Source organism: Hymenobacter amundsenii (assembly GCF_002204745.1).
In the GTDB taxonomy this organism is placed as follows: domain Bacteria; phylum Bacteroidota; class Bacteroidia; order Cytophagales; family Hymenobacteraceae; genus Hymenobacter; species Hymenobacter amundsenii.
Genome location: NZ_NIRR01000015.1, coordinates 35,985 through 49,393 on the forward strand (window position 1 = coordinate 35,985; position 13,409 = coordinate 49,393).

General features: G+C 60.1%; 12 protein-coding genes. 5 read left to right on the forward strand and 7 right to left on the reverse strand.

The features are described 5' to 3' along the window. Nucleotides 1-34 precede the first annotated feature (34 nt). From CDA63_RS10530 to CDA63_RS10545, 4 genes are all read left to right on the forward strand, one after another. Entirely contained in the window at nt 35-3,238 is a 3,204-nt protein-coding gene (locus tag CDA63_RS10530; RefSeq protein ID WP_088464420.1) for an efflux RND transporter permease subunit, read from the forward strand. Continuing rightward, nucleotides 3,231-4,670: a TolC family protein gene (locus CDA63_RS10535; RefSeq protein ID WP_088464421.1), complete on the forward strand. Its 1,440-nt coding sequence runs from the start codon at nt 3,231-3,233 to the stop codon at nt 4,668-4,670. The genes CDA63_RS10530 and CDA63_RS10535 overlap by 8 nt, the downstream gene beginning before the upstream one ends. 195 nt (nt 4,671-4,865) lie before the next feature. Next, entirely contained in the window at nt 4,866-5,462 is a 597-nt protein-coding gene (locus CDA63_RS10540) for a fasciclin domain-containing protein (protein WP_242434640.1), read from the forward strand. Nucleotides 5,463-5,734: 272 nt separating this feature from the next. After that, nucleotides 5,735-6,574 (forward strand): oxidoreductase, encoded by an 840-nt coding sequence (locus CDA63_RS10545; RefSeq protein WP_088464423.1) that lies wholly within the window; start codon nt 5,735-5,737, stop codon nt 6,572-6,574. A 44-nt stretch (nt 6,575-6,618) separates the two neighbouring features. Here CDA63_RS10545 and CDA63_RS10550 read toward each other — a convergent pair whose 3' ends face one another. The 4 genes from CDA63_RS10550 to CDA63_RS10560 all read right to left on the reverse strand — a co-directional run bounded on the left by CDA63_RS10550 (nt 6,619) and on the right by CDA63_RS10560 (nt 9,059). Further along, nucleotides 6,619-6,948 carry a DUF4136 domain-containing protein gene (locus CDA63_RS10550; protein ID WP_088464424.1) on the reverse strand — a complete coding sequence of 110 codons (330 nt, stop codon included), beginning with the start codon at nt 6,946-6,948 and terminating at the stop codon, nt 6,619-6,621. Between the two features lie 261 nt (nt 6,949-7,209). Next, nucleotides 7,210-7,968: a TIGR02757 family protein gene (locus CDA63_RS10555; protein ID WP_088464465.1), complete on the reverse strand. Its 759-nt coding sequence runs from the start codon at nt 7,966-7,968 to the stop codon at nt 7,210-7,212. A gap of 126 nt (nt 7,969-8,094) precedes the next feature. After that, nucleotides 8,095-8,265 (reverse strand): RlpA-like double-psi beta-barrel domain-containing protein, encoded by a 171-nt coding sequence (locus tag CDA63_RS20850; RefSeq protein ID WP_165768266.1) that lies wholly within the window; start codon nt 8,263-8,265, stop codon nt 8,095-8,097. Then, complete coding sequence (locus CDA63_RS10560) at nt 8,244-9,059, reverse strand: LysM peptidoglycan-binding domain-containing protein (RefSeq protein ID WP_088464425.1); 816 nt, start codon at nt 9,057-9,059, stop codon at nt 8,244-8,246. Before CDA63_RS10560 ends, CDA63_RS20850 begins: the two co-directional genes overlap by 22 nt. A gap of 200 nt (nt 9,060-9,259) precedes the next feature. On the opposite strand from CDA63_RS10560, the gene kdsB reads away from it, so the two are divergent. Beyond that, on the forward strand, nt 9,260-10,003 hold the full coding sequence (gene kdsB / locus CDA63_RS10565; protein ID WP_088464426.1) for a 3-deoxy-manno-octulosonate cytidylyltransferase: 744 nt from the start codon (nt 9,260-9,262) through the stop codon (nt 10,001-10,003). A gap of 104 nt (nt 10,004-10,107) precedes the next feature. Here the strand turns inward: kdsB and CDA63_RS10570 are convergent, their stop codons facing one another. The 3 genes from CDA63_RS10570 to CDA63_RS10580 all read right to left on the reverse strand — a co-directional run bounded on the left by CDA63_RS10570 (nt 10,108) and on the right by CDA63_RS10580 (nt 13,393). Then, nucleotides 10,108-12,243, reverse strand: coding sequence for a glycoside hydrolase family 97 protein (locus tag CDA63_RS10570; protein ID WP_199797519.1), 2,136 nt, complete (start codon nt 12,241-12,243; stop codon nt 10,108-10,110). A gap of 162 nt (nt 12,244-12,405) precedes the next feature. Further along, nucleotides 12,406-12,855, reverse strand: a complete 450-nt coding sequence (locus tag CDA63_RS10575; RefSeq protein ID WP_242434641.1) for a DUF1622 domain-containing protein — start codon at nt 12,853-12,855, stop codon at nt 12,406-12,408. Nucleotides 12,856-12,859: 4 nt separating this feature from the next. Then, the gene (locus CDA63_RS10580; protein WP_088464428.1) at nt 12,860-13,393 is read right to left on the reverse strand and encodes an HPP family protein; all 534 of its coding nucleotides are present in this window, start codon (nt 13,391-13,393) and stop codon (nt 12,860-12,862) included. Between the last annotated feature and the right edge of the window lie 16 nt (nt 13,394-13,409).

Sequence of the window (13,409 nt, forward strand, 5' to 3'; positions counted from 1 at the left end):
ACAGCTAATAGCTAACAGCTTAGTAAAAAAACCTATGTTCAGTAAATTCCTTCGTCGGCCCGTATTTGCCATCGTTATTTCGGTGGTGATCATCCTCATGGGTGTGCTGGCCATCAATACGCTGCCTACCTCGCAGTTTCCGGAAATTTCGCCTCCCATGGTCATGGTGAGCGCGGCCTATCCGGGCGCGAGTGCCAAGGTGCTCACCGAATCGGTCCTGATTCCGCTGGAACAGGCCGTGAACGGCGTACCGGGCATGAAATATATGACCTCCGACGCCGTGAGTGCCGGCGAGGCCAACATCCAGATCGTGTTCAACCTGGGTACCGACCCTGACCAGGCGGTGGTAAACGTGAACACGCGCATTGCGCAGGTGCTCAACCGCTTGCCGGTGCTCGTGCAGCGCGAAGGCATCATCGTCAACCGCGTGGTGCCCAACATGCTCATGTATGTGAACTTGTACAGCAAGGACAAGAACACCGACATGAAGTACCTCTTCAACTTCGCCGGCGTGAACATGCTGCCCGAGCTGCAGCGCCTGAGCGGCATCGGCCGGGCCAACATCCTGGGTAGCCGCCAGTACGCCATGCGCATCTGGCTCAAACCCGACCGCATGCGGGCCTACAACATCTCGGTCGATGACGTGATGAAGTCGCTCGACGAGCAGAGCGTGATTGGCTCGCCGGGCCGGATCGGCCGCTCTGACGGGCAGCGGGCCGAAGCGCTGGAATATGTGCTCACCTACCAAGGCCGCTTCAACGATGTGGAGCAGTACAAGAACGTAATTCTGAAGGCCAACGCCGACGGCGAAATCCTGCACCTCAAGGACGTGGCCAATGTGGAGCTGGGCTCGGAGTTCTATGATATCTACTCCAACCTGAATGAGTTTCCGTCGGCGGCCATCGTGCTCAAGCAAACCTACGGCTCCAATGCCAAGGACGTAATTAAGGAGGTGAAGGCCAAGCTGGAGGAGCTGAAGAAAACCAGCTTTCCGCCCGGTATGGACTACAAAATCAGCTACGACGTGTCGAACTTCCTCGACGCCTCGATTGAAAACGTCATCGACACGCTGCGCGACGCCTTTATTCTGGTGGCCCTGGTGGTGTTCCTGTTCCTGGGCGACTGGCGCTCGACGCTGATTCCGATTCTGGCCGTGCCCGTGTCGCTGGTCGGCTCGTTCATCGCCATGCAGGCGTTCGGGCTCACGATTAACATGATTACGCTCTTTGCCCTGGTGCTCTCAATTGGCATCGTGGTCGATGACGCCATTGTGGTGGTGGAAGCGGTGCACGCCAAGATGGAGGAAAAGCACCTCTCGCCCTACCACGCCGTGCGCGAGGTGCTGGGCGAAATCAGCGGCGCCATCATCGCCATTACTATCCTGATGACGGCCGTGTTCATTCCGGTGTCGTTTATGAGCGGGCCGGTGGGCATTTTCTACCGGCAGTTCTCCATTACCATGGCCACGGCCATCGTGATTTCGGGCCTCGTAGCCCTTACGCTCACGCCGGTGCTCTGCGCCATGATTCTGAAGAACAACCACGGCCAGACCAAGCCCAAGTCGCCGATGCAACGGTTCTTCGATGCCTTTAACCGGATGTTCGAGCGGTTTACGGGCCGCTACACCAACTTGCTGGAGCGTATCGTGGACCGCCGCCTCGTGACATTCGCCCTGCTGATAGCCTTCGGCATCGGCATCTTCGGCATCACGGCCAAGCTGCCCTCGGGCTTTATTCCGAGCGAAGACCAGGGCCTGATTTACGCCATCATCCAGACCCCGCCCGGCTCGACGTTGGAGCGCACCAACGCCATTTCCCACGACTTGCAGCAGTTAGCCAAGAACGTGCCCGGCATCGCCAACATTTCCACGCTGGCCGGTTACGAGGTGCTTACCGAGGGCCGCGGCTCCAACGCCGGTACCTGCCTGATCGACCTCAAGCCCTGGGACGAACGCAAGGAATCGGTGGCCGAAATCATTGAGGCGCTGGAGAAAAAGGCGCAGAAGATTCCGGGCGCGACCATCGAGTTCTTCGAGCCGCCGGCCGTGCCGGGCTACGGCGCGGCGGGTGGTTTCCAGCTCCAACTGCTCGATAAAACCAACTCGGGCGACTACAAGGCCCTGGAAAAAGTAAACAAGGAGTTCATGGGGGAGCTGCGCAAGCGCAAAGAGCTGGCCGGCCTGTTCACCTTCTTCTCGGCCGACTACCCCCAGTACGAGCTGCAGATCGACAACCAGCGGGCCATGCAGAAAGGCGTGAGCATCGGCAACGCCATGAACACGCTCAGCATCATGGTAGGCTCGACCTACGAGCTGGGCTTCATCAAGTACCAGCGCTTTTTCAAGGTATACGTGCAGGCCTCGCCCGAATACCGGCGCCTGCCCGAAGACATCCTGAACATGTGGGCTAAGAATGATAAGGGCGAGATGGTGCCGTTTTCGGCCTTCATGAAAATTGTGAAGAGCCAGGGCGCCAACGAAATCAACCGCTACAACATGTACACCACGGCCTCCATCCGGGGTGGCTCGGCGGCCGGCTACAGCAGCGGCGAAGCCATTAAGGCGGTGCAAGAGGTAGCAGCCAAAACCCTGCCCCGGGGCTACGACATCGACTGGGGCGGCTTGTCGAAAGACGAAGTATCGCGCGGCAACGAGGCCGTTATCATCTTCGGGGTGGTGCTGCTGTTCGTGTACCTGGTGCTGGCGGCCCAATACGAGAGCTTCCTGCTGCCGCTGGCCGTTATTTTCTCGCTGCCGGCCGGCATTTTCGGCTCCTTTTTGCTCCTCAAGCTCCTGGGCCTGGCCAACGACATCTACGCCCAGGTGGGCCTCGTGATGCTGGTGGGTCTGCTAGGCAAGAACGCGGTCCTGATCGTGGAATTCGCGGTGCAGAAGCACGAAGAGGGCATGAGCGTCCGCGAGGCGGCCATCGAAGGCGCCAAAGTGCGTTTCCGCCCGATTCTGATGACCTCCTTCGCCTTTATCGCGGGTCTGATTCCGCTGGTGCTGGCTACCGGCGCGGGCGCCATCGGCAACCGTACCATTGGCACTTCGGCCTTGGGCGGCATGCTGTTCGGCACCGTGTTCGGCGTCATTATCGTGCCCGGGCTTTACTACATCTTCGGTACCATAGCCGCCGGCCGCAAGCTGATTCAGGACGAATACGAAATGCCGCTGACTGAGAGCATCGAGCCGCACCTTCCTTCTTTAGTAACGGATCAAATCAAGCAGCATGCTTAAGAGACGCATTTATCAATGCCTGGGCGTAGCCTGCTTATCGCTCGCGTTCGGGGCCTGCAAAACCCCGGAACTGGTGGTAAAAAACGCCGACCAGACCGTCCCGACCACCTACGCCAACGCCCTCACGTCGGACTCGACCAACACGGCCCGGGTGCGCTGGCAGGAATTCTTCACCGACCCCAACCTGCAGGGCCTTATCACGACGGCCCTGCAAAACAACCAGGAGCTGAACATCACGCTCCAGGAAATCGAAATTGCCCGTAATGAAGTCCGGTTCCGCAAGGGCGCCTACCTGCCCTCGGTGGGCTTCGGCGGCCGGGCGGGGCTGGAGAAAGTGGGGCGCTACACGTTGCAGGGCGCCACGGAGGAAAACGTGGATATCCGCCCAGCGCGGAATACGCCTGACCCGTTGCCCAACTTTGAGCTAGGTGCGGTGGCGAGCTGGGAAGTCGATATCTGGCACAAGCTGCGCAACGAGAAAAAGGCCGCCGCCCGGCGCTACCTGGCTACCGTAGAGGGCCGGAACTTCACCGTAACCAACCTGATTGCCGAGCTGGCCAACGCCTACTACGAGCTGCTGGCCCTCGACAATCAGCTGGCCATTGTGCAGCAGAATATCGAAATCCAGAACAACGCGCTGCGCATTGTGCGGCTGCAAAAGGAGGCTGCCCGGGCTACCGAGCTGGCCGTGCAGCGCTTCGAGGCCCAAGTGCAGAACACGACGGCCCGCCAGTACAACATTCAGCAGCGGATTATCGAAACCGAGAACCGCATTAACTTCCTGGTTGGCCGTTACCCGCAGCCGGTGGCCCGTAACCCGGAGACGTTCAACGACCTGCTGCCCCGGCTGGTGCAGAATGGGGTTCCGCCCCAGCTACTGAGCAATCGCCCCGACATCCGGCAGGCCGAGCAGAACCTGGCTGCGGCCAAGCTCGACGTGCTGGCGGCGCGGGCTAATTTCTACCCCTCGCTCAATATCTCGGCCGCCGCGGGCCTGCAGGCCTTCCGTCCCGGCTTGCTGCTCTCCACGCCCCAGTCGATGCTCTACTCGCTGGCGGGCGACCTGACCGGTCCGATCATCAACAAAAACGCCATCAAGGCCACGTATTACAGCGCCAACGCCCGCCAGACCCAGGCCGTGTACCAGTACGAGCGCACGGTGCTTAATGCCTATATCGAGGTGGCCAATCAGCTATCCAGCATCAGCAACCTAGCCAACAGCTACGAGGCGAAGCGCAAAGAAGTGCAGGCCCTGAACCAGTCCATCAGCATTTCCAACAGCCTCTTCCGCTCGGCCCGCGCCGATTACACCGAAGTGCTCTTCACCCAGCGCGACGCATTAGAGTCGAAGTTTGACCTGATCGAAACCAAAATGCGGCAACTCAACGCCACCGTAAACGTGTACCAGGCCTTGGGCGGCGGCTGGCAGTAAGCCCCGCGCCAATCCCCTTTCCGGGCTATGAAAAAAAGTGCCGCTCTTTTTGGGCGGCGTTTTTTGCAGGGTAGGAATAGGTAGCGCTCGGGCCGCTTCGGGAAAGGCTGAATCAAGCGGCTTCTAAACAATGTGTTAAGCATCGGGTTCTATGGATCATCAATCAATAACACCCTAAATTCTTTCCATATGAAAATGACCGCAGCAAAAACCTCCCTTCGCGTACTGCCTACCTGTTTTGTGGCTCTGGCCCTGGCTTTCGGCACTGCGAGTTGCGCTAACAACACGCCCGACACCGCCACCACCGAGCCCGCGATGGATACTGAAATGCCTGCCACCGACCCAGCCATGGCTCCAGATGCTGGCATGGATGATACGAGCGGAAAAAACCTAGCTGAAAACGCCACTGCCGTGCCTCAGATGAGCACACTTACGGCCGCCCTGCAAGCCGCCGGCCTCGCCGATAAGGCCTCTAGCGGCGGCCCCTATACAGTATTCGCGCCAACCAACGAAGCATTCGATGCGCTGCCCGCCGGTACGCTAACCGACTTGCTCAAGCCCGAGAACAAGAGCAAGCTGGTCGATATTCTGACCTACCACGTGGTGCCTGGCAGCATGATGGCCGCCGACCTGACGGATGGCCAGGAGCTGACTACCATCGAGGGTAAAAAACTGAAAGTAAGCGTTAGCGGCGGCACCGTAACGGTGAACGGAGCCAGTGTTTTGAAGGCCGATGTGAAGTCGAGCAACGGCGTGACCCATGTAATTGACAAAGTGTTGCTGCCCCAGTAGCCAACATCGGAAATAAGTAAGAGCGCCACCACGTAGCAACTACGTGGTGGCGCTTTTTTTTATTGGCTGGTCTTCTGTGCCCGCTCTACAGTCGAACGTGGGCCCCCGAGTTCGGGACGCGCATGCAATGGTTCTTCACAAGACGAATTGTGAATGCCCCGTTTCACTTTCGCAAAACCGCCGTTTTAAAACCCCCGGTCCCGTTCGGCAGTTATACCACCCAGCCGCGCACTTAGCTGCGGCTACGTTTCATTTCAACAGACACAACGTTTATGGCAACTACTAAAAACTGGTTCATTACCGGCGTTAGCTCCGGATTTGGCGCTTCGCTGGCCGATTTGCTCCTCGAAAAAGGCGACAAAGTGGCCGCAACTTTCCGCAAACAGGCCCAGGCCGATGAGTTCACGAAAAAAGCCAACGGCCAGGGCCACGGTTTCGTGATGGAAGTAACCGACGAAGCCCAGGTAAAGAAGGCCATTGCCGATGCTATCAGCCAGCTCGGCCACCTCGACGTGATTGTGAACAACGCGGGCTACGGCTCGTTGGGCAGCATTGAGGAAATCGACGCCGAGGAAGTCCACCGCCAGTTCGACGTGAACGTGTTCGGGCCTCTGCACGTGCTGCGGGCCGTATTGCCTCACCTGCGCGAGCGGAAAAGCGGCCACGTGCTCAACATCACCAGCATCGGGGGACTGAAAACCTTCCCTGGCGTGGGCGTCTATAACGCCAGCAAGTTCGCCCTCGAAGCCATCGGCGAAAGCCTGGCCCAGCAGGTGAAACCCCTCGGCATCAAGGTCACGAATATCGAGCCCAGCGGCTTCCGCACCGAGTGGGCCGGCAGCTCGGCCACCTATGTCGATACCAATATCGAGGACTACCGCAGCACGGTGGGCGAGAACCTGAAGGGTATCCAGAGCTACAGCGGCAACCAGCCCGGCGACCCCGACCGCGCCGCCCAGATCATGTACGACCTCGTGCATTCCGACAACCCACCCCTGCACCTGCCCTTGGGCAAAGCGGCCGTGAAAGGCGCCCGCGAGAAGTTCACCGGCCTGCTCGAAGAATTGGCCACTGTGGCCGAGACCGGCGATTCGGCCGATTTCCCTTCGTAGTAATTGAGGGCTTAGGGTCTTAGTTCTTATGAAAAGAACGTCATTCAGAGCGAAGCGAATAGGTCACCTCCAGTAGCCATGTAGTTATAACCCCGCGAAGCCATTTCGTTGGATACGGCGTCGCGCAGCATCGTTTTAAACAGCAAATCGTTAAGGAAATAGGTGTTGTTCTGCTCGTTCTGAACTTGCGAGGCCCAAGAGTAGGTTTTGTAAGCCGAAAAATCGGGCTGGTTGGTGGCGTTGTTTATATAGCCCGGTACGTTGGTCGTACTGCCCCGCTCATCGGCTCCTACGGTTACGGCTTGTTTGGTTTCGCTACAGCCGGCCATGAGCATGGTCACGCTCAGGGCCAGGATTAGATGCTTGAAGTTCATAAGAAGAGTGCTAAAAGAGTGATAAAATCAATTTACACTATATTCTTACGCATCAATCTATCAATACGTTACCATTTTTTTACCCGCTCCTTCAGAACCCAAGCCTACTCGGGTGAGGTAGTGGGCCTCTGCAAATAATTGATACAGTTGGGCTTAAACCCGTTTTTTCAGACTCCACTCCAATTTTGGTCGTCGGGCGGAGAGGACTCTACGTTGGTACATCTGCGGCCACGAAAAGGCGCGAATTATGCACAGCAAAGACTACATCTCTCCTTCTACGCCCAGCCCAAAGAGCGCAAAATCGTACTTCACGGGGTCGAGCGGGTCAAAGGTGCGCAGGTGGGCAGTGAGCTCCTCGGCGGCCAGCCAGTCGACCTGCTTGCGTTGGAGCAGGCCCAGGCGGCGGCCTACGCGCTCCACATGCACGTCGCAGGGGCAGATGAGGTCGGCGGGTGAGAGGCGCGTCCAGAAGCCGAAATCGACGCCGTGCTCATCTTGGCGCACCATCCAGCGCAGGTACATATTGAGGCGCTTGCAGGCCGAGCCGCGGGCGGGCGTGGCCACGTGCTTGCGGGTGCGCTGGGGCGCGTCGTCGAGGCTGAAAAACAGGGTGTGGAAATTCTCCAGGCGCTGTTTCTGGGTGGCGCCGTGCGTAAAAGCATCTTCCAGCGACGCGTGTTGCCCGTAGTACCAGCGCAGCCAGTGCACGAAATACAGCAGGTCGGTGTCGCAGAACGTGCGGTGGCAGAAGCCCAGCAGCCGCTTCAGGTCGTCGTCGTGGTGCTGGGTGATAAACTGATGGGGCGCGTTGTCCATGCGGGCCAGCAGCTCCCGGCACTTGCTGATGATGGTAGGCCGCCGCCCCCAGGCCAGCACCGCCGCAAACAACCCGCTGATTTCCACATCGGCCCGCGCCGCGAACTGGTGCGGAATGCTGATGGGGTCGAGGGCAATAAAGCCGGGCTGGTCGTAATGCCGGTATTTGTCGTCGAGCAGCGCCCGCATCTGCGCGTGGTTCATGCGGTCAATGAGTGAGTTGGTGAATGAGTGAATGAGGAAGTCGGCAGGTGAGTGCATTGTGCTGTCATCCTATGCGGAATACCGAGGATAACAGAACGGTTCACTCACCTAGTCACTCATTCACCGTTACGGTACGTAGCTGGTTTCGACGCGGAAACGCTGGTCGGGGGTAGCCAGGCGCTGCACGGCGCGCTTGGAGAGGCGGATGAGGATGCTGGTGTTTTCGCCCGTATCGGGCAGGCGACCGATAACGCGCACGTACACCGCCTGACCATTCATGATGTTGCGCACCTCCATGATGGTGCGACCGGGGCCGTTTTATGCAGGGCCAAGTACTTGTCGGAAGCATCGGTGGGGATGACCGTGGCCAGGCCGCTTTCCGAGACCCGGCGCACAATTTCGTTGGCCCGGGCCGGGGGGGCTTCTTTCTCATCCGGTTCGGCTGTTACGGCCGGCGAGTTGGCTTCGTCGCGAGCTTTGTCGCGGGCTGCATCGCGCTCGGCCGCTTTCTCGCGGGCCGTTGGGCGGGCTGGAGCGGTGGCCACTGGCGCCGGCGGACCAGCCGCGCCGGTAGCGGGCGCCGCAATAATTACCACGTCGCCCACCTTCACGTTGTAATCGGTTTCGAAGCTGTTGAGGCGGGCCAGTTCGGCGGGCGTCGTCTGGAAGCGGCGGGCAATGGCGTAGAGCGTCATGCCGGGCGTTACCTTGTACACCCGGTTGCCGTTGGCATCGGTGGATAGCGCGCGCACGGCGGCGGTGGCGGGCGCGGCCACCGTTACGGGAGCCGCCGGCCGGGCCGGGGCGGGCGTGAGCACGACCCGGGTACGAGGCACGAGCACGATCTGGCCCAGAATCAGCTGGCCCTTCTGGCCCGAATTGGCCTCCACGATTTCCTCGACGGGCACCTTATAGCGGCGCGAGAGGCCATAGAGAGTTTCGCCAGCCGTGACGCGATGGCGAATGAGCATTTTATTGTTGCGGTACTCGACCCCGATAGAATCGGGCAGGGCTACCGGCGCGGGGGCCGCCCACGCGCAAAAGCCGGAGAAAACAAGGGCGACGGTCAGCAGCGGAAATCGGGACATCATAAGCAGCAGGCAAGAAAAACAGCGGCCAGCTGGCCCCGGCGCGGCCGAACCAGCCTGACTACAGGCGGTCGAAAGTTACGGATTTGATGCTAAGCAGTCGTGTACCGGAACTAAAATGATGAGCCAACGGGAGGCTAGCCGGCGAAGTACTGCCTGTTTTTATTGTTTTTTTGCGCTCTTCACCTCCTCACCCCCTGCTTATGCTCGCTATTGGTATTATTCCGGCCCGTTATGCCTCCACCCGCCTGCCCGGTAAACCGCTGGTCGATTTGGGAGGCCAGACCATGATTGAGCGCGTGGTCAGGCAGGCCCAAAAGTCGAGCTTGAGCCGGGTAGTGGTGGCCACCGACGACGAGCGGATTCTGGCCCACGTGCGCGGATTCGGGGGTGAGGCCGTGCTCACCGACCCCGACCATCCTAGCGGCACCGACCGGGTCCGCGATGCTTATGAGCAGTTGGGCATCGTGGCCGACTGCATCGTGAACATCCAAGGCGATGAGCCCTTCATTCATCCCAGCCAGATTGATGCCCTGGTGCAGCTCTTTGCCGCGCCCGAGCCACCGGCGCTGGCCACGCTGGTCAAGCCCGTCGTCAGCGAAGAGGAGCTCTTCAGCCCCCACCTGCCCAAAGTGGTGCTCGACGGCCGGGGCCGGGCCCTGTATTTCAGCCGCCACCCCCTGCCCTACCAGCGCCAGCACCCCGAAAGCGAGTGGCTGGCCCACCACCGCTACCTGCGCCACATCGGCCTCTACGCCTACCGCCCCGACGTACTGCGCGCCATCACCCAGCTCCCGCCCTCACCCCTGGAGTTGGCCGAAAGCCTCGAACAGCTCCGCTGGCTCGAAGCCGGCTACGCCATCCAGACCGCTGAAACGACGCTCCAAACGCTGGGCATCGATACCCCGGAAGATGTAGAACGGGCGCTGCGCTTGATTAAGAATTAGAGATTCGCGCTACAGGTTCTCATTATTCCTAAAGCACAAAGAATGGCCGTTGAACGACTCCCAAACGGGGTGTTCAACGGCCATTCTTCATTTCTAACTCCCTTCTACTTCTCTACCACGCTGATGGCGTAGCCGCCACCGGGGGCGCAGTACTGGCTAAGTTTGGATTTGCTCGTGACCGTGAGCTTGCGGATGGCGTAGGCCTGGGGATTGGTTTCGTAGTGGGCGCCCTTGCCGTCGGCGTAGATGGTGGCCTCGTACTTTTTACCGGGTTTCAGGAAGTCGAACTTGATGGTACTAGTGCGGCCCTGCTCGTCGCAGGTGCTGCCCACAAACCAGTTGCCGGTACCCTTGCCTTTGCGGGCGATGGTGATATAGTCGCCGGGCTCGGCTTCGAGCACGTGGGTATCGTCCCAGTCCACGGGTACGTCTTCGATAAACTGGAAGGCGTCGAGGAACTTGTTGTAGGTTTCGGGCAGGTCGGCGGCCATTTGCAGGGGGCTGTACATGGTGACGTACAGGGCCAGCTGCCGGGCCAGGGTGCTGTGCACGAAGGACGTATTCTTAGGGTTGTAGGCGCTGATGCGGGTCTGGAAAATGCCCGGCGTGTAGTCCATCGGCCCGCCAATGAGGCGGGTGAAGGGCAGGATGGTGGTGTGGTCGGCGTTGTTGCCGCCGAAAGCCTCGTACTCGGTACCCCGGGCGGCCTCATTGCCGATCAGGTTGGGGTAGGTGCGGGCCAGGCCGGTGGGGCGCACGGCCTCGTGGGCATTCACCATGATGCGGTGCTTGGCCGCCTCCGTGATGGCGTAGAGGTAGTGGTTGTTCATCCACTGGCCGTAGTGGTACTCGCCCAAAGGCAGAATATCGCCCACGTAGCCGCTTTTCACGGCATTGTAGCCGTACTTGTTCATCAGCTGGTAGGCGGGCTCCATAAACCGCTCGTAGTTGCGCGACGACCCGCTGGTTTCGTGGTGCATGATTATGTTGACGCCTTTGGCGTGGGCGTAGCGGTTGAGCTCTTCGATGTCGAAATCGGGGTAGGGCGTTACGAAGTCGAACACGTACTCCTTGTGCTTGCCGAACCAGTCTTCCCAGCCGGTATTCCAGCCTTCCACCAGCACAGCATCCAGTTTGTGCTGGGCCGCGAAGTCGATGTACTCCTTCACGTGGGCCGTGTTGGCGGCGTGGGTGCCGTTGGGCTTCACTTTGGAGTAGTCGATGGAGTCCAGCTTGATGTTCTCCATGTCGGTGTACGACCACGAGCTTTTGCCCGTAATCATCTCCCACCACACGCCCACGTACTTCACGGGCTTAATCCAGCTGGTATCCTTGTATTTGGTGGGCTCGTTGAGGTTGAGTACCATCTTGGATTCGAGGATGGCCCCGGCCCGGTCGCTGACGATTACCGTGCGCCAGGGCGAGGTGCTGGGCGTTTGGAGGTTGCCCTTGTTGCCCTCAGCGTCGGGTGTGAGGTGGGCGTTGAGGATGAAGTTCTGATCATCCAAATCCAGCGAGAGAGTGGAATAATCAATCAGCGCGGCCTCGTGGATGTTAATATACACGCCATCGGGGCGCTTGAGCATGAGCGGGGTCTGCACACCGGTGGGCGAAAACGTGTGCTGCGAGGCGTTATCGGTGACCGACTGCTTCATCAGCCCGCGCACCTGCGAGAGGTTCGACGTGACGGTGCTGTACTCCTGGGTGTCGTAGTCGCCGGGTAGCCAGAAGGCCTTGTGGTCGCCGGCTAGGGCAAACTGAGTTTTCTCTTCCTTCACCACGAAATAGCCCAGCTCGGGCTGGCGCGGAAACTCGTAGCGGAAGCCCAGACCATCATCGAACAGCCGGAACCGCACCAGCATCACGCGCTTGGTAGCGGGCTGGGTAAGCGTAACAGCCAGCTCATTGTAGTGGTTGCGGATGGTTTTCACCTCGCCCCAAACCGGGTTCCAGCTCTCATCGATGGATTTGCGCACGGCGCTGGTCTGCACGAAGCCGTTGGTGAGGCTGGGCGTGTTCTTGAGCTCTAGGCCCAGCTGGCTGGTTTTGAGAACCGGCTTGCCTTTGTAAACGAGGCTGTAGGTGGGCGCACCGTCGGGGGTGAGGTTTACGCTGAGCGTGAACTGCTTGTCGGGCGACTGCAGTTCTTCGGCCCGGGCCAGCGTGGCCATGGTCCAGAACAGCGTTAGGAGCAGCAGCAGGCCGCGACCGGACCGCGACGAGGTATTGAGAGGGAACATAAACGAAGAGTGGAATTGGAAGGAGATGAAAGCAAAGCGGCCGGGCACGCCGGCCGCCGCAAGTTGGGGACGCCAGAACGGGCCGGCTACCTTTCCGTTACCCGGTTCCCGCACGGTGTTGACCAATATAGCCACTCAAAACCGCTACTGCTGATCCGGAGCTCAGCCGGCGGCCCTGGGCTCGGGAGCATCGGCGGCTTCGGCGGGCGACTCCTGCTGGCGGGCCTGGCGCTGCACGTGGTGCTCGGCGGCGGCGCGGTGCTCGTCCTTCATCTCGCGGGAGAGGAAGTAGTTAAGGGCCGTCCGGATAACGGCAATGGCCCCGAGCTTGCCAATCTGCTCCCAGCTTGGCGCAATGGTAGTGGAGAGAATATCGGCCCCCAACTGAAACTCCAGGGCCAGGGCCAGGTAGCGGGCCAGCGTGAGCCGGATGGCCGTAAAATCGGCCGTTCGGCGCGAGGCCAAGGCTTTGGCGAACAGGTAGCCCCCCACCAGAATACCCAGCACAATAATGCCCGCCCCTACCGCCTCGGCGCCCAGCTTCAGCCAGAGCACCACGTGCACCACGGCCTCCTCGACCTGGGTGTAGGTATCGGAAACATGCGGCAGCATAACGTCAGGCATCGGTAGCGGGCGAGGTGGGAGAAATAGGGTCGATGGCCCCGCGTTGCGGGGCCGAGGCCGGCGTCAGGCGACCCAGCAGGTAACCGGACCCGCGTTGGAGCAGCACCAAAACTACCACCAAACCCACCGCCAGTCCAAACAGCAGCAGATTCCCCTCGCCCTCACCAGCCCGGAACGCAAAGCTCAGGGCCGTGCCCACGGCCGGCGGGTGCATCACGTTCAGCAGTACCATGAGCCCGATAGTCAGCACCATCGCCAGGGCCGCCGCTGCGTAACCGGACCCCAGCAGCGCATGCAGGCTATAACCGATACCCGCCGCGCTCAGCTGGCTGATGATGAGCGTGCGGGTGCTGTTGGTGCGGTGGGTGGGGTCGAGGTAGATTAAAAAGGCGCTGGAAGCCAGCGAGGCGAACAGCAGCCGCTGGTTGCTGAGCAACTCCAGCAGCCACAGCATCACGAGCACCGTGAGGGTGGGCAGCAGGGCCAGCAGCAGTTCTGCTTTATTGGATAGCCGGGAGCGGGTCATTGCTTGGTTTTCAGGT